Annotated in this window: 21 protein-coding genes; 8 read left to right on the top strand and 13 right to left on the bottom strand. The window is 41.0% G+C overall.

What is annotated here, in order from left to right; all coding sequences use genetic code 11:
* Positions 1-44 precede the first annotated feature (44 nt).
* The 3 genes from yajC to queA all read right to left on the bottom strand — a co-directional run bounded on the left by yajC (position 45) and on the right by queA (position 2,783).
* Entirely contained in the window at positions 45-380 is a 336-nt protein-coding gene (yajC, locus tag AC4E96_RS02290) for a preprotein translocase subunit YajC (protein WP_488032151.1), read from the bottom strand.
* Positions 381-479: 99 nt separating this feature from the next.
* The gene (gene tgt / locus AC4E96_RS02285; RefSeq protein ID WP_490254780.1) at positions 480-1,616 is read right to left on the bottom strand and encodes a tRNA guanosine(34) transglycosylase Tgt; all 1,137 of its coding nucleotides are present in this window, start codon (positions 1,614-1,616) and stop codon (positions 480-482) included.
* Positions 1,617-1,727: 111 nt separating this feature from the next.
* Positions 1,728-2,783, bottom strand: a complete 1,056-nt coding sequence (gene queA / locus AC4E96_RS02280; RefSeq protein ID WP_488032153.1) for a tRNA preQ1(34) S-adenosylmethionine ribosyltransferase-isomerase QueA — start codon at positions 2,781-2,783, stop codon at positions 1,728-1,730.
* Positions 2,784-2,938: 155 nt separating this feature from the next.
* On the opposite strand from queA, the gene AC4E96_RS02275 reads away from it, so the two are divergent.
* Positions 2,939-5,437, top strand: coding sequence for a GGDEF/EAL domain-containing response regulator (locus AC4E96_RS02275; protein WP_488032154.1), 2,499 nt, complete (start codon positions 2,939-2,941; stop codon positions 5,435-5,437).
* Between the two features lie 121 nt (positions 5,438-5,558).
* Here AC4E96_RS02275 and AC4E96_RS02270 read toward each other — a convergent pair whose 3' ends face one another.
* From AC4E96_RS02270 to rplU, 5 genes are all read right to left on the bottom strand, one after another.
* Complete coding sequence (locus AC4E96_RS02270; RefSeq protein ID WP_490254779.1) at positions 5,559-5,927, bottom strand: DUF3718 domain-containing protein; 369 nt, start codon at positions 5,925-5,927, stop codon at positions 5,559-5,561.
* An 82-nt stretch (positions 5,928-6,009) separates the two neighbouring features.
* Positions 6,010-6,504 carry a type 3 dihydrofolate reductase gene (folA, locus tag AC4E96_RS02265; RefSeq protein ID WP_490254778.1) on the bottom strand — a complete coding sequence of 165 codons (495 nt, stop codon included), beginning with the start codon at positions 6,502-6,504 and terminating at the stop codon, positions 6,010-6,012.
* A gap of 95 nt (positions 6,505-6,599) precedes the next feature.
* Positions 6,600-7,739, bottom strand: coding sequence for an Obg family GTPase CgtA (cgtA, locus tag AC4E96_RS02260; RefSeq protein WP_488032157.1), 1,140 nt, complete (start codon positions 7,737-7,739; stop codon positions 6,600-6,602).
* A gap of 156 nt (positions 7,740-7,895) precedes the next feature.
* The gene (gene rpmA / locus AC4E96_RS02255; protein WP_208833175.1) at positions 7,896-8,153 is read right to left on the bottom strand and encodes a 50S ribosomal protein L27; all 258 of its coding nucleotides are present in this window, start codon (positions 8,151-8,153) and stop codon (positions 7,896-7,898) included.
* An 18-nt stretch (positions 8,154-8,171) separates the two neighbouring features.
* Positions 8,172-8,483: a 50S ribosomal protein L21 gene (gene rplU / locus AC4E96_RS02250; RefSeq protein WP_208833176.1), complete on the bottom strand. Its 312-nt coding sequence runs from the start codon at positions 8,481-8,483 to the stop codon at positions 8,172-8,174.
* A 245-nt stretch (positions 8,484-8,728) separates the two neighbouring features.
* On the opposite strand from rplU, the gene ispB reads away from it, so the two are divergent.
* The 3 genes from ispB (at position 8,729) to AC4E96_RS02235 (ending at position 10,904) form a co-directional block, all read left to right on the top strand.
* Positions 8,729-9,700 carry an octaprenyl diphosphate synthase gene (gene ispB, locus AC4E96_RS02245; protein WP_490254777.1) on the top strand — a complete coding sequence of 324 codons (972 nt, stop codon included), beginning with the start codon at positions 8,729-8,731 and terminating at the stop codon, positions 9,698-9,700.
* Positions 9,701-9,937: 237 nt separating this feature from the next.
* The gene (locus tag AC4E96_RS02240) at positions 9,938-10,246 is read left to right on the top strand and encodes an autorepressor SdpR family transcription factor (RefSeq protein ID WP_490254776.1); all 309 of its coding nucleotides are present in this window, start codon (positions 9,938-9,940) and stop codon (positions 10,244-10,246) included.
* The gene (locus tag AC4E96_RS02235) at positions 10,236-10,904 is read left to right on the top strand and encodes an SdpI family protein (RefSeq protein ID WP_490254775.1); all 669 of its coding nucleotides are present in this window, start codon (positions 10,236-10,238) and stop codon (positions 10,902-10,904) included. Before AC4E96_RS02240 ends, AC4E96_RS02235 begins: the two co-directional genes overlap by 11 nt.
* 105 nt (positions 10,905-11,009) lie before the next feature.
* Here AC4E96_RS02235 and mdh read toward each other — a convergent pair whose 3' ends face one another.
* The gene (gene mdh / locus AC4E96_RS02230; protein WP_488032161.1) at positions 11,010-11,951 is read right to left on the bottom strand and encodes a malate dehydrogenase; all 942 of its coding nucleotides are present in this window, start codon (positions 11,949-11,951) and stop codon (positions 11,010-11,012) included.
* A 144-nt stretch (positions 11,952-12,095) separates the two neighbouring features.
* On the opposite strand from mdh, the gene argR reads away from it, so the two are divergent.
* Positions 12,096-12,560 carry a transcriptional regulator ArgR gene (gene argR / locus AC4E96_RS02225; RefSeq protein WP_488032162.1) on the top strand — a complete coding sequence of 155 codons (465 nt, stop codon included), beginning with the start codon at positions 12,096-12,098 and terminating at the stop codon, positions 12,558-12,560.
* Between the two features lie 194 nt (positions 12,561-12,754).
* Here argR and AC4E96_RS02220 read toward each other — a convergent pair whose 3' ends face one another.
* Genes AC4E96_RS02220 through AC4E96_RS02210 form a run of 3 tightly spaced genes read right to left on the bottom strand, consistent with a single transcriptional unit; the run spans position 12,755 to position 15,124 of the window.
* Positions 12,755-13,207 carry an NfeD family protein gene (locus AC4E96_RS02220; RefSeq protein ID WP_490254774.1) on the bottom strand — a complete coding sequence of 151 codons (453 nt, stop codon included), beginning with the start codon at positions 13,205-13,207 and terminating at the stop codon, positions 12,755-12,757.
* A gap of 9 nt (positions 13,208-13,216) precedes the next feature.
* Entirely contained in the window at positions 13,217-14,152 is a 936-nt protein-coding gene (locus AC4E96_RS02215; protein WP_488032164.1) for an SPFH domain-containing protein, read from the bottom strand.
* Positions 14,153-14,200: 48 nt separating this feature from the next.
* Positions 14,201-15,124 (bottom strand): Dyp-type peroxidase, encoded by a 924-nt coding sequence (locus AC4E96_RS02210; protein WP_490254773.1) that lies wholly within the window; start codon positions 15,122-15,124, stop codon positions 14,201-14,203.
* Between the two features lie 503 nt (positions 15,125-15,627).
* On the opposite strand from AC4E96_RS02210, the gene AC4E96_RS02205 reads away from it, so the two are divergent.
* Together AC4E96_RS02205 and AC4E96_RS02200 are read left to right on the top strand one after the other, a co-directional pair.
* On the top strand, positions 15,628-16,530 hold the full coding sequence (locus AC4E96_RS02205) for a porin (protein ID WP_488032166.1): 903 nt from the start codon (positions 15,628-15,630) through the stop codon (positions 16,528-16,530).
* A gap of 278 nt (positions 16,531-16,808) precedes the next feature.
* Complete coding sequence (locus AC4E96_RS02200) at positions 16,809-17,777, top strand: PstS family phosphate ABC transporter substrate-binding protein (protein WP_488032167.1); 969 nt, start codon at positions 16,809-16,811, stop codon at positions 17,775-17,777.
* A gap of 111 nt (positions 17,778-17,888) precedes the next feature.
* On the opposite strand, the gene AC4E96_RS02195 is transcribed toward AC4E96_RS02200, so the two are convergent.
* Positions 17,889-18,401 (bottom strand): glycine cleavage system transcriptional repressor, encoded by a 513-nt coding sequence (locus AC4E96_RS02195; protein WP_490254772.1) that lies wholly within the window; start codon positions 18,399-18,401, stop codon positions 17,889-17,891.
* Between the two features lie 278 nt (positions 18,402-18,679).
* On the opposite strand from AC4E96_RS02195, the gene AC4E96_RS02190 reads away from it, so the two are divergent.
* On the top strand, positions 18,680-20,929 hold the full coding sequence (locus tag AC4E96_RS02190) for an ABC transporter permease subunit (protein WP_490254771.1): 2,250 nt from the start codon (positions 18,680-18,682) through the stop codon (positions 20,927-20,929).
* The last annotated feature ends 5 nt before the right edge of the window (positions 20,930-20,934 follow it).

Below are 20,934 nucleotides of genomic sequence, written 5' to 3'. Positions count from 1 at the left end.
CGTTTTCCAAACAAAAAACCAGCCGCAAAGCGACTGGCTTGATATTAAATCGACTTGATAGTGCCTTTTGGCAATACTGAGTTGATTGATGATTTTTGAATCATAACTTCATTGCCTTCTGAAAGCTCAACTTTTACAAAGTCTTTTTCGTCAGACACTTTAGTGATTTTGCCGATAAGGCCACCAGCTGTCAGCACTTCATCGCCTTTGCTTAGTGAGCTAACTAATGCTTTGTGCTCTTTAACGCGCTTTGACTGTGGGCGGAAGATCATGAAATAGAAGATCAACGCAAAAATAACTAACATGATGATCATGTCTGGGCCAGCCGCTGCTGCGCTGCCCGGTGCCGCCGCGTGGGCGTTTGAGATAAACAAACTCATTTTAATTCCCCTAAAGGTTTTTTATTTTTGTAATGTATGAATAGCTATATAAGGACAAAGCATTGCACACACAATACTTCATCCATAAATAATGCAAAATTAATTTGCCGGCATACCTTCGTCTGATAAAGGTGGTACAGGCAAGTTACGACGCGCATAAAACTCAGCTACGTATTCTTCTAAGCGATTTTCTTCAATCGCATCACGCAGGCTTTGCATTACACGTTGATAGTAGCGAAGGTTGTGAATCGTATTCAAACGTGCGCCTAAAATTTCATTACACTTATCTAAGTGGTGTAAGTAGGCTCTTGAATAGTTTTTACAAGTGTAACAATCACAGTTCTCGTCAAGAGGGCTAGTGTCGTCTTTGTGTTTGGCATTGCGGATTTTGACCACACCACCCGTAATGAACAGATGGCCATTTCGAGCGTTTCGAGTCGGCATTACACAGTCAAACATATCGATACCACGACGAACAGCTTCAACCAAATCTTCTGGTTTACCAACACCCATTAGGTATCTCGGCTTATTCTCAGGTAATTTGTAAGCAGTCGTATCTAAGATATTGATCATATCTTCTTTAGGCTCACCAACTGATAAACCGCCAATCGCATAACCGTCAAAGTCGATTTCAACTAAGCCTGCTAACGATACTTCTCGTAAGTCTGGATACATACCACCTTGAACAATACCAAATAATGCAGAGTCGCTGTCGCCGTGTTCCGTTTTAGAACGCTCGGCCCAGCGCAATGATAATTCCATCGACTTCTTAGCTTCTTCGCGAGTCGCCGGGTAAGGCGTACACTCGTCAAAGATCATCACAATGTCGGAGCCCAGGTCACGTTGCACAGCAATAGAACGCTCTGGGGTTAACATGATCTTTTCACCATTAATCGGTGAGCGGAATTCGACGCCCTTCTCACTGATCTTACGCATATCGCCAAGACTGAATACTTGGAAGCCACCAGAGTCAGTAAGAATTGGCTTGTCCCAATTCATAAAGTCATGCAGATCACCGTGCTTTTTGATAATTTCAGTACCTGGACGAAGCATTAGATGAAACGTGTTGCCCAGACAGATATGGGCACCGGTCGCTTCGACTTCATCAGGTGTCATGCCTTTAACTGTACCGTACGTACCAACTGGCATGAATGCCGGCGTTTCAACCGTACCGCGTTCAAAATGTATTTTACCGCGGCGTGCTTTACCATCGGTATTGATCAGCTCAAACTTCATTTTGTTACTCTTAATCTGTGTTAATTAGACTGCTATTGTCCAAATTATGTGCGCGACATTATATCGGATAGCACAACAAAAATCGCCACCTAACGGCTCGCAAATATGGGATTAATTGTTTTTCCTAGTTAAAAACATCGCATCGCCATAACTAAAAAAGCGATATTGCTCAGAAACCGCTTCGTTGTAGGCTGCTAGGATATTTTCTTTACCCGCAAAAGCAGAAACGAGCATGATGAGTGTGGACTCTGGCAAATGGAAATTAGTCACCATTGCATCAACCACTTTAAACTCATAACCCGGATAAATGAAAATGTCAGTTTCTCCGGTAAACGTTGATAGCTGATCGAATTGATTGCTCTGCATACCCGATTTCCAAGCTGCTGACTCTAACGAGCGTACCGACGTCGTACCAACTGCGATTACGCGACCGCCGGCTTTTTTGGTTTCAGCAATTGCATCAACAACGTGTTGAGGCACTTCGGCGTACTCCGAATGCATTTTATGTTCTTTAACGTCATCGACACGAATCGACTGAAAAGTACCTGCACCAACATGCAAGGTCACAAACTCTTTGCGAACGCCCTTTTCTTCTAACTGTTGTAATAATGCCTCAGTAAAATGTAGGCCCGCTGTCGGGGCGGCTACGGCACCAGGCTTTTCATTATAAACGGTTTGGTAACGCTCTTTGTCGTCTTCGTTGTCTGGACGGTCAATGTATGGCGGAAGTGGCATGTGACCATGCTCTTCTAACAAGTTTAAAACTGGCTGTGATTTTTCGAATGCCAATTCAAACAAGTCATCATGACGCTGAATCATTTCGGCGCTGATACCACCATCAAAATGGATTACGTTACCAGGCTTTGGTGCTTTATTCGCTCGAACGTGCGCCAGTACGGAATGTTCATCGAGTAAACGCTCAACTAAAATTTCGACTTTGCCGCCAGACGACTTTTGACCAAATAAACGAGCCGGAATAACTCGGGTATTGTTAAATATTAATAAGTCACCAGGCTGAACAAGGTCTATAATTTGACTAAACTGATGGTGATTTATTTCACCTGTATTTCCGTCTAACTGCATTAAACGGCTAGAAGAACGCTCTTTTTTAGGCGACTTAGCGATTAAACTTTCAGGAAGTTCAAAATGAAAATCAGCGACTTGCACGATACACCTTTCTAGTTACAATTTTGATGGGGATTATACCAGTGTTTAAGGGCTAACCACACTAAAAGTAGACAAATGAAATAAATGGATAACTTGTTAAATTCTCGATTAGTTTATAAAGTACCAAGTAGAATATAGATTTTTAGGTAGAAAAAATGCCGCAGTTGCTGCCACTTTTGCTAATCACGTCTGATTTTCAGACCAAACGATTATTAATGGAGAAGATCAATTCATTACAATTGTTTGATATAGATACCGTTCCGGACAGTACAGCTGCGATTGAAAACCTAAAAACAAAAAAGTACCAATTTGTCATTTCTGAAATAGAGGCAGGCAAAGTAGACGGCTGGAGTTTGTCCAGTTTGATTCGTTCTGATATTTACAAAACCGATAAAAAGGTTCCAATAGTACTCATTACTGATACCCACTGTGAACGAATCGCGGAAGCTACCGCAAAGTCTTTTGGCATTAATGCAGTCGTCACCAAAAGTGAACTCAACGAAGTTAATACCATCTTGGCCGATGCTTTTTCCAGTGAATTACCCGTTACTACCAAACTAACGTCACTGACAGTAATTGCTAACCCTGAGCTAAGTGACGAACTAAATCTTATTTTCAGCGCCAAGTTTAATACCATTGAAGCAGAAAGCTCTAAGCAAGGCCTTGCGTTGATTCGTCAGCATCATGTTGATTTAGTCGTCATTGACAGTGACTTACCTGATGAAACCTCTTTGTTATTAATCAACAGCATTAGACAAGAAAAGCCTGAAATTTCCATTGTTGTAATCACGCCTCGGGATGACACCGTCCGCGCCGAGTTTTTTATGACTAATGGCGCCAGTGACTTTTTATACAACCCCGTCAACAAGGCTCGAGTCCTAAATATTTGTGAACGTGCGGCACAACGTAACGACTTTATTATCAGTAACAAGCAGTTCGCATCCAAAGTTAACCAACTTGAGCAGAGTGAGCAAAAATTCAAAAACTTATCTAGTGCCCACACTAAGCTACTCGAAAACTTAAGTTCAGTTGTCATGGAGTTAGATACTTCTGGTCGCATCAAATTCTTGAATAGAGCATGGCGAGAGTTAACCGGGTTTAATATTGATGACAGTATGAACCTGACATTAATGGAATTTATTGAATTTGATGACTTGGGCCACAGTCGTTTTAGCAATCAACTGAATGACATCTTGATGCAACATGTCACAAGTACAACCGCCGAAGTCAAAATTCGTACAATTAGAAACAAAACAGTATGGGTAGAAATCCGCTTGCATCAACTCGTCAAAGAGGGGCGTGTGCAAGGTCTTACAGCGACACTAGACAACATTGATGACCGTAAAAAAGCTGAGGAAAAACTTCAGCACCTAGCCTTACATGATACTTTGACCGGATTGTATAACCGTTATTATTTCGACAATGAACTCAATCGAATGACCTTACTCGCTTCTCGAGGTAATGAAACTCATTGTCTACTTTACATCGACTTAGATCATTTCAAGATCATTAATGATACAGAAGGTCATCAAATGGGCGACCTAGTCCTCAAGGAAGTTGCCCAAATATTATCAATGCGATTACGAAATTCAGACATTCTGTGTCGAGTCGGTGGCGATGAGTTTGTTATTTTATTGTCAGAAACCAAGCTGAGTAACGCGATTGAAATCGGTGACAACATCTGCGAACAGATTGCCAATGCCCACTTTCAATTTGGTAATACGACTTACAAAGTAAGCGCTTCAATTGGGGTATCTGAAATTGACGGACAAGCGACCGCAGCGGAATACTTGAGACAAGCCGATATCGCGCTTTATGTTGCCAAAAACAAAGGCCGTAACCGAACTCATAGTTATCAAGAGGGTGACACCGAATCAGCTAAGCAACTAGATAACATGAAGTGGGTGCAACGTCTTCAACAAGCCATTATAGACGACAATTTGATGATGCATTTTCAGCCCGTCTGGTCGTTCAAAGACAATAGAGTAGCCTATTACGAAGCCCTTGTGCGCTTAAACCTAGCCGGTAGAATCTGTTACCCTAATGAGTTTATTCCTGCACTTGAGCATGCAGAAGATATTAGCTTTTTAGATCACCAAGTCGTCCATAAGACTATTAAACTAGTTAGTGAAAACCCAGAATTAGAACGTGTAGCGATTAATTTATCCGCTCAAGCGTTCTCTGATGAACGTTTGTTACCTTTAATTGAAGAAAAGCTTGCCCAATATAATGTGGCAGGGGCAAGAATCATTTTCGAGTTAACAGAGTCAGCCAGTTTGACTAATGTCAGCGGTACCCGCCGAATGATTGAACAACTTAGTAAACTAGGATGCCAATTCTCGATAGATGACTTTGGAACCGGATTTAGTACTTTTGCCTATTTAAAAGAACTTCCGGCCCACTCCGTCAAAATTGACGGTACGTTTGTCAAAGACATGATTGAAAGTGATGTTGACCGAACGCTAGTCGAAGCTATCGCTAACGTGGCCCTAGTATTAGATAAAACCAGTGTGGCAGAGTTTGTTGAGACGAGAGAAATTTTTGATTCATTGGCCGAGATGGGTGTAACTTATGCCCAAGGGTACTTTATCAGTAAGCCTTTGCCACTCAAAGAAGCGCTGTCTTTTAGCTTTACTCCTGAAGAGGAAAGCTGATCTTTTAAATTGGTTACCTTGCTCTATGTAAAGAGCAGAAAATACTAAACACAAGGTGCCTGACATTAAAATCGAGACATAAAAAAACCGCCAATTAGGCGGTTTTTTTAATTCTTTACATTTAGCGGTTTGCAATTGCTTTTGCAATTTTAGTATCGCCAAATCCATTTGCCTGTGCCCACTCTAAATCACCAGACGTCGCAAAATGTGATGCCGGTAATCGTTTTACCATAAAGACACCAACACTATCAGCATTCTTCTGCATCGCGTAGCGAATTAAGCTATCACCACCACAAGTAACACCATCATAGATGTTGCGAAGCTTTACGCCTGCTGTTTTCAGCTTTTTACGGAATCGGCTCTTATTATCTGCTGCTACATTATCACAAACACCGGCTAAGAAAGAGGCTACATCTGCTTTCGCTGGTGCACTTGTTGATAGTGCTGACACAACTACTACTGTTGATAAAAAACTAACCAATAATTTCATAATACTTCTCGTAATTAAATTTTGTGTACATTACCACGAGGTCAAACTATAGCAAATCTGACCAACATAACATAGTTAAAATTTAGTCAACACGTTTAAATGTAACAAATTGATAATCATGCTTATTTTTTTCATCTGCAGAATTTTCCTGCACATCTGTCTGTTCCCACGTCGCAACTTTGGTGTAGTCAGGGAAAAAAGTATCACCATCAACATCAAGGTCGATAAAGGTTAAGTATAAACTTGTGGCTAAGGGTAAAAACTGCTCATAAATGTTACCTCCGCCAATAATCATTATCTCAGGCGCATCTTTTAAATAAGACAATGCTTCTTCTGTAGATTGTGCAACTAGTACACCATCGTGTTGCCATTCTTTATTACGACTGATCACAACATTTTGACGACCAGGTAAGGGTCGACCAATCGACTCGAACGTTTTACGTCCCATCACAACAGGCTTACCCATGGTGACCGATTTAAAGTGCTTCAGATCGGCGGGCATATGCCACGGCATATCATTGTCTTTACCAATTACCCGATTGTTTGCCATTGCTGCAATTAACGATATTTTTGTCATAAATAAAAAAGCCCTCTAAATGTAGAGGGCTATCATATCTTGTTGTGTTTCACTTATAAATATAGACAAGTGAATATTAAAACACTCAGTGGACGTTATGGTTTGTAAATAACCTCAACGTCATAGTCATCTTCATCGAAGTCATCGTCGTCATCAAAATCTTCAATGACTTCATTGTGGTAGCTATCCCACTGGAATTCGACTTTCTCTTCTTGTTCTTCAACCACTTCACGAGGCATTTCTTCTAATGCATCAGAAAGATCATTACAAAGATCTTTAGTATTCAAACCTTGTGATGCAGAAATTTGATATATTGGACCTTCCCAACCTAATTGCTCAGCAATCTCTTTACATCGCTCATTAGCTTCATCTTCAGGCAAAAGATCAATTTTATTGAAAACCAACCAACGAGGTTTGCTCGCTAGTTTTTCACTGTATTGCTCAAGTTCGCTGACGATCACTTTCGCGTTTTCAACCGGATCAGACCCATCAACTGGCATAATGTCGACTAAGTGAAGTAATACACGACAGCGCTCTAAGTGACGTAAGAAGCGAATACCTAAACCAGCGCCATCCGCAGCACCTTCAATTAACCCCGGAATGTCAGCAACGACAAATGAATTACCTGCGCGTACTACACCTAAGTTAGGCACCAAAGTCGTGAACGGGTAGTCCGCTACTTTTGGTTTGGCAGCAGAAACAGAACGAATAAAGGTTGATTTACCTGCGTTTGGCAAACCTAACATACCTACGTCGGCCAATAGCAATAGTTCGAGCTGCAAGTTGCGAACTTCACCAGGAGTACCATTGGTTTTCTGACGAGGCGCTCGGTTTACACTGCTCTTAAAACGAGTGTTACCCAACCCATGGTAACCACCTTTTGCAACAAGAAGCTTTTGACCGTGCTTAAGTAAGTCACCAATCACTTCACCTGTGTCTAAGTCACGCGCACGTGTACCAACAGGAACAGATAATAAACAGTCTTCGCCTCGAGAGCCTGTGCAGTTTCTTCCCATTCCGTTTTCACCACGTTGTGCTTTGTGAAAACGCTCAAAACGATAGTCGATTAATGTATTAAGGCCTTCGTCAGCGACAAGGAATACGTCACCTCCGTCGCCACCATCACCGCCGTCTGGTCCGCCTTTAGGCACATACTTTTCGCGACGAAATGAGGAGGCACCATTACCACCGTCACCAGCTTCGACTTTAATTTCAACTTCATCAACAAATTTCATGGGGTTACTTTTCTCTTAGGGTTGGATGACTTGTAACTATCTGCTTGTAACTATATGACTGATGCTGCAAGAGCGCCAGTTTGCTACTGATATGTTGCAGGAGAAATAAAAAACCCCGCAAAAAGCGGGGTTTCAAAATAGTAACTTTCGTTAAACTTATTCAGCAACGATGCTTACGTATTTACGGTTAAGTGGACCTTTAGTATCGAACTTAACTTTACCGCCAGCAGTCGCGAACAACGTGTGGTCACGACCCATGCTTACGTTTTGACCAGCGTGGAACTTAGTACCACGTTGACGCACGATAATGTTACCAGCCAATACTGATTCGCCACCAAAACGCTTAACACCTAAACGTTTGCTTTCTGAATCACGACCGTTTCGAGTACTACCACCAGCCTTTTTATGTGCCATATTAAAGTACCTTCTTAATTAAGCGTTAATGCCAGTAATCTTCACTTCAGTGAACCATTGACGATGGCCCGCTTGCTTACGTGAATGCTTACGACGTTTAAATTTAACGATTTTAACCTTCTCACCACGACCGTGAGAAACAACTTCAGCTGAAACCTTTCCACCAGCTACTAAAGGGGCACCAACTTTTACGTCGTCGCCGTTAGCAACTAATAACACCTGATCAAACTCAACTGTAGAACCAGTTTCTACGTCAAGTTTTTCTAGACGAATGGTTTGGCCTTCAGCAACACGGTGTTGTTTACCACCACTTTGGAATACCGCGTACATATTACTCCGTCTCCTGTGCGCTCTTCGCACAAATTAATTCTGTAAAACAGGGCGCGAATTCTAAAGCACTTCCCTCTTATTAGCAAGACTAATTTGGCGTTAATTTAATAAAATTTAAACCTTTGTAACTTAATGTCTTAAACTATCATAGGTTACCATGATTTGAGCGATAAAATTTTGGTATTTATGCTTTGTCAGGTAAACTTCGCAACCATTCCGATAGGCAAAAAAACAAACAGCTGTACATGGATATTAAACAAATTATTGATCTTGCAGAAGAAGACATGCAAAGCGTCAACAACTGCATTGGCGAACAACTCAATTCAGACGTTGCTTTGATCAACCAACTCGGCATGTACATCGTTAATAGCGGTGGCAAACGCATTCGCCCAATGATTACGGTTCTGGCGGCACGTGCTTTGGGTTATCAAGGTGATAAACACCATACTTTGGCAGCGATAATCGAGTTTATCCATACAGCGACGCTGCTTCACGACGATGTTGTTGATGAGTCGACAATGCGCCGTGGTAAAGAGACGGCTAATGCTGTATTTGGCAATCAGGCCAGCGTTCTCGTCGGCGACTTTTTGTATACCCGTTCTTTCCAAATGATGGTCACTCTTGACTCTATGCGAGTGATGCAAATCTTGGCAGATGCGACCAATACGATCTCTGAAGGTGAAGTGTTGCAATTAATGAACTGCAATGATCCTGAGACTACAGAGAAAAGCTATTTCGATGTCATTTACGGCAAAACAGCACGTTTGTTCGAAGCAGCAACTCAATTAGCTGCGATCATATCGGGATCAAATACACAAGCAGAAGAAGCCATGCAACTCTATGGTATGCATTTAGGAACGGCTTTCCAGCTTATTGACGATGTGATGGACTACACTTCTGATGCTGATGACATGGGCAAAAACGTCGGTGATGACTTAGCCGAAGGTAAACCTACTCTTCCTTTACTATACGCAATGTGGAATACCGACGTTGATAATGCAACTTTGATCAAAGATGCGATCGAAAATGCAAATGGCATGGATCATTTGGATCAAATTCTTAATGTGATGAAAGAAACGGGTGCGTTAGAGTACGCCACAACAAAAGCGGAACAAGAAGCGGATAAAGCAATTGCCGCTTTAGCAAATATTCCTGAGTCAGCTCATAAAGAAGCACTGATTAACCTGGCTCATGTTGCTGTAAACCGAACTGCATAACCTCTTTAAGTCATCATCTAGCAAATAACATCTATTTTCCAAAGGACTGAACCTGTTCGGTCCTTTTATAAAAATTTCTTCTAAGCCTTTTTAAGCCTTTCTAATTAAAAGTTAAATTCTCAATATCTATCCACCTACAATTCTTTATTTCGTAAATTAACGAAATAAAACTTGCTTAAATTTTGGTCTTTCGCTAAATTACGAAATAGGTTAATTAATAACCAATAAGGAAAATCTATGTCTGATGTGTATCAAGCTTTGTCTAGCCCAGTGCGTCGACAAATATTATCTTTGCTTAAACACAGAGATATGACTGCAGGTGAAGTATCAGAAAAGATCAATGTTGCAAAGTCGACCTTGTCTGGTCACTTTAATGTTCTCAAAACTGCCAACCTTGTTGTAACGAGCAAAGAAGGAACAACCATTACTTATTCTTTAAACACAAGTGTCGTAGAAGATCTATTAAGTAGTGTTATGAGTCTATTCGCTGACACAAACCGTCATCAACCAAAGGAAGATGACCAAAGGAGTGATTATGAACGCTAATGTTATTTCTGTAATTTTGTTTTTGGTTAGTACAATTGCGTCGCTTATTGTTGTTTGGCTTTTACCTGCTGGTACCGAATTGCCAATACACTGGAACGCTCAAGGACAACCTGATAATTGGGCTAGTGCGCTTGAAGCACTCATGTTACCCCCACTTATTATGTTGTTCACAATAGGTATTCGATTCGTGCTCAAATTCATTGAGCCTCGACAAACTCACTTGCAACAATCTCAAGCAGCGATTAATGCAATTATTTTAAGTATTGTTTCGATATTTTTTGTATTAGAAGTTGGTTTCCTATTGCTAGCATTCGAGTTTGATATTTCTATAACTCAATTATTAATCTTTGCGATAAGTTTAAGCTTTGTTTTGATGGGGAATTTTTTCGGGAAGATTAGAAGTAATTTTTTTGTTGGTATTAGAACAGCTTGGACTTTGAGCAGTGATCGCGTTTGGCAAAAAACGCATCGCCTGGCCGGTAGGCTTTGTGTTATCGCCGGCTTAATATGCAGTGTTGTAATATGGTTTGTTGAGCCTCGCCAATCTACCTATCTAGTATTGTTTATACTAGTGCCTAGCCTTCTGTTACCAGCGCTTTATTCTTGGTGGTACTGGAAACAAGAACAAGTTACACAAGAAAACGACTTGATTAAATGATCACGTGTATTAAGTGCCTAAAATAATTATTTTGATACAAAAAAAGCACCCTTTGGGTGCTTTTTAATTTTAAGTATGGCCCGTCCTTATTAACGAGCCTAACGATTATTGACCGTTAACGAACTCTTCGCCTAACGTGATGTCACCTTTTAGGCCGTCAAGCATGTCAGCTTTACATTTTGCTTCGTAGTCGCTTAACTCGCCGTAGTCGAAAATTTCTTGAACGCCGTTTTTACCAAGTAAAACTGGCTGAGCAAAGAAACGAGCGTCTGAACCGTCACCTTCAACATAAGTGAATTCGAATACGTCTTCTTCACCGTTTAATGCGTCAACTAGGCTTAAGCAGAAACGCGCAGCCGCTAGACCCATTGAAAGTGTTGCAGAACCGCCACCGGCTTTAGCTTCAACAACTTCAGTACCCGCGTTTTGGATACGATGAGTTAGTTTTTCGATTTCTTCTTGAGTGAACTCTACACCTTCAACTTGAGAAAGAAGAGGAAGGATAGTTGTACCACTGTGACCACCGATAACTGGAACAACGATATCTTCACAGTTTAGGCCTTTTGCTTCCGCAACGAATGTTTCAGCACGGATAACGTCAAGTGTCGTTACACCGAAAAGCTTAGCTGGGTTGTACTTGCCTTTTGCTTTTAACGTCTCAGCAGCAATTGCTACTGTTGTGTTAACAGGGTTAGTGATGATGCTGATACATGCATCTGGACAGAAGTCCGCACAACCTTCAACCAACGTCTTCACGATACCAGCGTTGATGTTGAAAAGATCTGAACGATCCATACCAGGTTTACGAGGAACACCTGCAGGGATTAATACAATGTCAGCACCCGTTAATGCTTTTTCTAGGTCGTCTTTACCAAAACCTTCTACTTTTACTTGAGTAGGGATGTGGCTAAGATCAACAGCAACACCTGGAACAACTGGCGCAACGTCATATAATGACAATTCAGAACCCGCAGGTAACTGAGTTTTTAGTAATAAAGATAAAGCCTGACCGATACCACCAGCGGCACCTAACACTGCTACTTTCATATTAATCTCCGATTTAAATTATGATCTGAAGTAAATTTTGCCGGCAACCTTACTTAAATATCCGCCAAAACTCAATTCGCAATTAGTATTATATGTTGAAATGCATTAAAATTCCGCTCAAAAGATTGGCAAGGAATAAATACAATGACGCAAAATAAACAAGACGCCCTAATCAAAGCATTTAAAGACCTTTTAAACGAAGAACGCTTCGGTTCACAAGGTGAGATCGTAGATGCACTAAAAGCGTTGGGTTTTGATAACGTCAGCCAATCAAAAGTGTCGAGAATGTTAACCCGCTTTGGCGCAGTTCGAACTCGTAACGCCAAACAAGAAATGGTTTATTGTTTGCCAGCCGAACTTGGTATGCCAACAGCTAAAAGCCCTCTTAGACAATTAGTGCTAGACGTCAATCACAACGAAGCTATGGTCATTATCAAAACGAGCCCGGGAGCTGCACAGCTAATTGCTCGTTTGTTGGACTCAGTTGGTAAAGCAGAAGGTGTATTAGGTACGATTGCCGGTGACGATACCATCTTTATCGCCCCTTTGAAGGTCAGTGAAATCGAACACACCCTAGCCAACGTCAAAGCGCTATTTGAAACTGTCTAATTAAATAGAGCTGTCGTGACTGCCCTATTCCATTCGGTCCACATTCGATGTCAAGAATAGGGCTACTATGCGAATGAAAGCTAAATTTCCAATTAGGATAATTGTGGCAATTACAGAAAACAAAAAGCCTGCTCGACTGCAGGCTTTTTAGTTTCTTAGTGACACGTTGTATTGAATTACGGTGTCATAACTCACTACTCAACGGGCTTTACTCTCATTACACCCACTTTAACTTGGGTCACTTCTACTTTTGCACCAGCGGTAAGCTCTTCGTCTGCTTCAATTTTCCAATTTACGCCTGAGTACAAATACATGCCTGGTTGGCTGGCGGTTACATCCGTTTCCAGATGGAATTGGTGCCCAATAATGTCCGATTTGACTTCTTGTGGCTTGGTGTCTTGCTGAAGACGACTCAGAGGCTTCCATAATAAAGCAGTATAAATAGCTGACAGAACTGCGACAGATATCAGTATATTTGCCCAAGAATCTGTCATTACCCCAAAGTTTAAAAGTACGCCGGTCGTAAGGACTGCCAAACCAATTAAGGTTAAAAAGAACGTCGCAAAGCCCAGCACAACAATGTCTACAACCGCCATCATAATGCCTAAGGCCATTAAAATTTGTGCTGTATTATCAAAAATCCACATACTGACTCCTTACTTCTTGTTTAAGGTATCAATGATGGTCATTGCTTGAGCAACAACGCTACTTGCATCCGTACTAGAGTCCGGCAAAAGCACCACTGACGATTCTTTAGCAATTGCTTGTTTCGCATCAATCGCTTTCGTAGCCAAATCAAGCTGAATTGCTTTTTGACCTTGCTCTGTCTTAGCAACGTTACCAACAAGCTCAAGCGCCTCTGCTTGTGCTGCAGCAACTTGCATGATTGCTTTCGCTTCACCTTCGGCTTTAAGGATTTGTTCGGCTTTTTCAGCTTCTGCGGCTAAAACCTGAGATTGTTTTTCACCTTCTGCAACGTTAATTGCTGCTTGGCGATCACCTTCCGACTCAAGAACCTTTGCACGCTTTTCACGTTCGGCTTTCATTTGACGTTCCATCGCTTCCATAACAGAAGACGGCGGTACAATGTCTTTAATTTCATAACGCAATACCTGAACACCCCAAGGTGAAGATGCTTCATTAATAGACGCAACAATATTGGTGTTTAGTGAGTCACGCTCTTCAAATGTTTTGTCTAGCTCCATCTTACCGATTTCACTACGCATTGTAGTTTGGGCAAGTTGGATGACGGCAAATACATAGTCGTCTACGCCATATGAGGCTTTGTACGGGTCAAGTACACGGAAATACAAAACCCCATCAACGATAAGCGAAATATTGTCTTTGGTGATTGCTGATTGGCCAGGGACATCAAATGCCTGTTCCTTTAAAGAGCGGTCATAGGCAACCACATCGATAAAAGGGACAATAAAGTTAAGACCAGCTTCGATGGTTTTATTAAACTTACCAAATCGCTCAATCACATAAGCACGGTTTTGTGGGACAAACTTAATGGATGATTTTAGTAAAACAATAACTAAAATAAGGGCTGCAAATTCGAATGACAGCACCATATTAAACAACTCGTTCATTGAAAGTTCCTTTTTTAAAAGTGAGCCTTATAGAGTGAAGGCGTGGTGTTATTCTAAATTACCTTGATTTTCTAAGTAATCAATAGACGGAGCAAAAAACGCCGCTCCAGTTTCGGCTGTAGTGTAATTTAACAAGTGGTCGTAATTACCCGCATCACTGCCAAATACCATATTAGCTAAAATCTTTTCAAAACTGTCTGGCTTGGCGCAGTAGGATAAAAACAACAAGCCCTGAGTATTTAAATTACCATAAGGCATACTCTGGCGAAGAATTTGGATACGTTCGCCTTGGCGGTCAAAACAACGCGCTCGAAAAACGTGAGCGGTTTCCGGCAACTCTTGATGATCAAGACGGTTGTTGTCTTCAAGGTGACGGCCAATGATTAACTCTTGTTCTTCCGTTGGGGTGCGTTGCCAGCGGTTTAGGTGATGCCTAAAGCGTTGCGCGTGCAAATAACTGCCACCTTTAAACGGACCATCCTCTGTTACTAATGCAACTTCGCGTCGCTTTCGCCCTTTAGGGTTTGCTGTGCCTTTTATAAAGCCCGTTAAATCTCGACCATCTAAATATCGAAAACATGGGACCTGCTCAATCAGTTCTAGCATCTCACCAAACAGGTTGTGCAGTCGACGACTAGCTATGTAATTAACATCTTGGCGATCTGAGCGAAGTTGAAAAAACAGATCAACCGGAACGGCAGGCATATGGCGGTCTTCGTGCCGCATAGATGGGAATGGTTTTAGGCCTTCAGGAATATTATTAGGGTAAAGTTCGGACCAAAAGTTGGCACCAATCGCAACAACACCACTGAACATAGACTCGGAAAATTGCTCATTGAGCTCTTCAAACAGTTTGGGTAACTGACTCAATGCTTCACGGATGGCAGGCTCATATCCTTCGTGTGCATTAAAAAACAGGTGCAAGCCATGCAAATTAGCTTCGCTGCATATCCCCCACTGTTCTCTAGCCATGATTCACCTTGTCTCCGTTTTTTTGTTATTTTAATTGTATTTAACAAAATGTGAACAAAAATTCGAAGTTTGAATTTTTAACCACTTTAAAGTCAGGCTTTTAGCCGTAACGCAAATCTACAAAAAATAAACAAAACCACCTGTAGCCCTTACAAACACTGACATTTGAAAATTATCTTCTATATTTAATGCAACCTTAAGAGATTGTTGCTTTTAGCAGAACCAAATTTCTAGAAGGAATAAATATGGAAAAATGTGATTTATATCTGTGCAAGTAAACAAATAACTTACAAAAACTGTATATAAATTAGCAACAAAGGATTCGATATCGTTTTTATATTTAAATAAAAATGTAACAATTACGAAAGCTTACATATTTATGTCATGAATATTTCACATTGAAATATATTTGTAACATTTATGTAGTGTAATACCACCATCAAAAATTGGCTTATGTCAATTTGGCGATTTTAATATTACAACTTCCTTAGACAGGTACTTATATGAAAATGTTAAAAACTCTTGTTGCAGCTTCTGTTCTTTCAGCAATGGCGGCACCAGTAATGGCCGATACTACGGTATACGGTAAAGCAAACGTAACTGTACAAAGCTCAGACGAAGGTGCAGGTTCAATCACTGAATTGAAAAGCAATGCTTCTCGCCTAGGTGTTAAAGGCTCTCAAAAGTTAGACGGTGGTTTGGAAGTTGTTTACAAATACGAACTTCAAGTTGACGTATCTGACGAGTCAGGTGAAAAAAACCTTAAGTCACGTAACCAGTACGTTGGTCTTAAAGGCGCGTTTGGTGAAGTTTTAGTTGGTCGTAACGACACAGTACTTAAGCAATCTCAAGGTAAGTTCGATATCTTCTCTGACCTTGAAGCCGATATCAAAAACCTTTGGAAAGGTGAAAACCGTATGAGTGACAGCATCACTTATAAGACGCCAAAAATGAACGGCTTCCAAGCTGGTATCAGCTACATCCTGGATGAAGACAACGATGATTCAGCAACATCACTTTCTTTAACTTACGGTGACGGTGCTCTTAAAAAAGGCAAGTACTACGCAGCCATCGCAATTGATAGCGAAGTTAAAGGTTATGACGCAACTCGTTTAACTGTTGGTACTAAGGTATCTGGCGTTAAATTAGGTGCTATGTACCAAACTCAAGAAAACGTTGAGTCTGGCGAAGACAAAGACGGCTTCATGGTTAACGCTCAATACAAAGTTGGTGGATACAACTTAAAAGGTCAGTACCAAACGATGGAAGATGACAGTGGCTTTACACTTGGTGCCGACCGTAAACTTGGTAAGAGCACAAAAGTATTTGCGTTCTACACTACGTTCAACTTCGACATGGCCGAAGATGAAACATACTTAGGTCTAGGCTTAGAACACAAGTTCTAATCTCTTAAAATCGCTAAAGAAAGGTCGTATTTTTACGGCCTTTTTTGTTTTCTAAAGCCAGGTTTCCTCGTCAAAACACCTGTATAAAAAACAATCTCACCATACTTTTGATCTCAGTGATCTTCGTTGTTAAAAAAAGATCACAAAAAGTGATAAATCGCATTTCATGTCATAAACTTGTCACATTCTTGACCTACTATAACCTCAGTTACAACGAATTAAGTTTCAGTTCAGTCCCAACCACTGAACGCAAATTCTAAAATAATTGGAGCAAAACAATGAAACTAAAAGCACTAGTTGGCGCGTTAGGTTTAACGCTTGCATCATTAGTAAGTACATCTGCAACAGCAGTAGACAAGGACATTCCAGTTTACGAAAAGACAAGTGGTATTTCTGGTAACCTTTCGTCTGTTGGTTCTGACACATTAGCCAACATGATGACGTTCTGGGCTGAAGAATTTAAGCGTTTTTACCCTAACGTAAACATTCAAATTCAAGCTGCTGGTTCTTCAACTGCTCCACCAGCTCTAACTGAGGGCACATCTCAGTTCGGTCCAATGAGCCGTAAAATGAAATCAAAAGAAATCGAAGCTTTTGAAAAACATTTCGGTTATAAGCCAACTGCAATTCCAGTAGCAATCGATGCTCTTGCAGTATTCGTACACAAAGATAACCCAATCAAAGGTTTGAAAATTTCTGAGCTAGACGCAATCTTTTCATCTACACGTAAGTGTGGCGGTGACAAAGACGTTAATCGTTGGGGTGACTTAGGTTTAACAGGTGAGTGGGCTGCTAAAGACATTCAGTTATTTGGTCGTAACTCTGTATCTGGTACATACGGCTACTTTAAAAAGAAAGGCCTATGTAAAGGTGACTTCAAAAATAACGTAAACGAACAACCTGGTTCTGCGTCTGTTGTACAGTCAATCTCTTCTTCACTAAACGGTATTGGTTACTCTGGTATCGGTTACAAAACGTCAGGCGTTCGTACTGTTCCACTAGCTAAGCGTGGTGACAACTATGTTGATGCAACAATGGAAAATGCAGTGACAGGTGAATACCCGCTTTCTCGTTTCTTATGGATGTATGTAAACAAAAATCCAAACAAACCATTCTCACCAATGGAAGCTGAGTTCATTAAGATGGTTCTTTCTCAATCTGGCCAAAAGATTGTTGAAAAAGATGGCTACGTTCCATTACCAGCAGCGGTTGTATCAAAGCAGCTAAGCAAGCTAGGTCTTAAATAATAAAGGTCGATTCGAGTCCTACTCGATAAGAAAAAAAGTCACTGCTTAGTCAGTGACTTTTTTTATGAGTTTGATTATGTCGTTAGTGATTTTAAAGAGGAATGACAGGCCTTACGACGCTTCTTCAAGTTCGATATCAACGACGATATCGGCTGCGATCTCCTCCAAAGCATCAACAATCACTTCTGGCTGCATTCCCTCTGGCAAGCCTACTTTTGCAATTGCATGAAACAGTTCACCGCCCCAATTTGGTGCCGTTTGATGTGATGAAACAAAACTCACAATATTCGCCCCTTTGTGACTAATCACGCTAGCGAGTTCCTGAACGATCCCTTTTCGATCATTTCCTGTGATAACAAACTCAATTTCTTGTGCTTTAACATTATCCTTTGCGTCACAAAGATGAGTCGTAATCTGCATCCCTTCAAGCTTACTGAGGTCGGCTTGCAAACCTGCAAGTTTGTTTTCAGGTACCATAACCTCGATGACCCCGGCAAAATATCCACTTAATATACTTAAGTTACTGGCTAACCAATTTGCGTCGTGGTTGACAACGACATTCGATACTCGCTCAACAAGTCCATTTTGGTCCTCGGCAATTACCGTTAATACTAAATGCTTCATTAACTATGTACCTTTTTTTCCACTGTCTTAGTGAGTATTAACAAAATTAATGAATATATCCAGTTTCAATGTGACTATTTTAAATACAAGCTTTCAACATAAAACTAAGTGACAAATTGCCACAATATGGCTTTACATAGCGTGAATTATCTCAATTCCCTACTATAATTGCTGTCAATTTTCTAAGGTGTCTCGCGCCGACATCGACCTGTTTGTCACAATCTTGTAACAATAATGAAATATACTGCGCGGCAACTAATTTAGGGTAGGTATTTAGTATGTCTCAAACATCAGACAACGCGTTAAAAACCGAGTCAACACGTATACTTAAGGACAAACTGGCTAAGTATGGCGTAATGACTGGCGGTATTTTAGTGCTGTGCGCATTGTTACTTATTTTCTTTTATCTTTTATACGTGGTTAAACCTGTTTTTAATTCGGCTGAGGTCGAGTCTAGAGAGGCAACCACGTCAATCAGTCAAGAATACTTTTCTGCGGGTATAGAAGAGCAAACTGAGATAACTTTTGCTGTAACACCAAGTGCAACGGTGGATTTTTTCAATGCAAAAGGCCCAAACGCTGGTCAAAAGATAGACTCTATTCAAGCTAACGTTAATGGTAATATTGTTGCATTTTCAGAAGCTGCTCCGCATTTAGGTCTTTATGGATTCATGAATGAGAACGCAGAACTGAGCATCATTAAACCATCATTTAAAATTGATTTTAAAGACAATAAGCGTTCTCAAACACCAAGAGTCAACTACCCGTTTGGTGAGGCACCATTACCGTCATTATTCGAATCTAATGATGAAACGGTCACGAACTTTACCTTCTCTGTTGAAGAAAGTGTCATCAGCGTTTTATACCAATTGAGCAATGGCCAGGTGCAATTTGCCCGCTTAGAGGGTGAAGAAAACTTCATGACCGAAGAAATCGAATGGGAGATTCAAAAATCTACCTTAGATTTTGTAGACGGTGAAATTAAAAACTTACTTGTGTCACCAGATGGCAGTCGTAGCTTTATCGTCACTAAACACGAGCTATACGTCGCTAGTAGCCGCTTTGGTGACGAAGTCGAGCTGTTGTACAACAAAAACATTAGCCGTAAAGGTGCCGAGTTAACGACGTCAAACCTTTTAGCCGGCGCTAATTCTCTTATGCTTGGCTACAGTGACGGCATTATCAACCAGTGGTTTGAATCAAATGGTAAAGATGGCCGTGACTTTGTTTTAGTTCGCCACTTTGAAATGCAGACCAAGGCTGACGATCAAGCGGTTGTCGCTATTTACCCAGAATTCTATCGCCGTACGTTCATTGCTTTAACCGATTCGGGTGAAGTAAATCTATTTCATGCCACTTCAGAAGCTGAGCTTTGGGAAGGTCAATTAACAACGGCTGATATTAAACACATTCGCTTTGCACCACGTGCTAACGCATTTGTTGTATTAGGCGAAAACAACATACAAATTAACAACATTGAAAATGAACACCCTGAAGTGACGTGGTCAGGATTGTGGCAAGAAGTATGGTATGAAGGTTATCCAGAAGCCGACTATATTTGGCAGTCCTCATCTGCAAGTGACGATTTTGAGTCAAAATTCAGCCTAGTTCCAATTTCATTTGGTACGTTAAAAGCGGCCGCTTACGCGATGTTATTTGCGGTACCAATTGGTTTAGCCGCGGCTATTTACACTGCTTATTTTATGGCTCCGTCAGTACGTAAGGTCGTTAAACCAACCGTTGAAATCATGGAAGCATTACCGACCGTAATTCTTGGATTCTTAGCCGGCCTTTGGTTAGCACCGCTTATTGAAGACAAACTTCCTGGTGTTGTTTTGTTATTGATAATGTTGCCTGTAGCGATATTTGCAGCAGCATTTATTTGGCATAACATTCCAAAACACATTAAAAATAAGGTTCCTGCAGGTTGGGACTCAATCATCCTAATTCCAGTCGTTGCTTTAGTTGGTTATTCAGCATTTGCAATGAGCCCATGGGTCGAAGAGCTATTATTTGATGGCAATACCCGTTTGTTCATCACTAATGAGCTAGGCATTACTTTTGACCAACGAAACTCTTTGGTTGTTGGTATTGCAATGGGCTTTGCGGTTATCCCGACTATCTTCTCAATTGCAGAAGATGCAGTATTCAGTGTTCCTAAAGCACTATCAAGTGGCTCGTTAGCGCTTGGTGCAACTCAGTGGCAAACCCTGACTAAGGTCGTATTGTTGACCGCAAGTCCAGGTATATTCTCTGCTGTGATGATGGGCTTAGGCCGTGCCGTAGGTGAAACTATGATTGTATTAATGGCAACGGGTAACACGCCTATTATGGATTGGAGTATCTTTGAGGGCATGAGAACCCTAAGTGCAAACATTGCTGTTGAAATGCCAGAGTCTGAGGTGGGCAGTTCTCACTACCGAATCCTATTCTTAGCGGCGTTTGTCTTATTTATCTTTACCTTTGTATTTAACACTATCGCCGAATTTGTTCGTCAGCGATTACGTGAAAAGTACAGCTCACTTTAATGTGC

The organism is Psychrosphaera sp., assembly GCF_982872775.1.
Note: the sequence above shows the minus strand (reverse complement) of the source record. Positions and strands in the feature narration are given on the sequence as shown.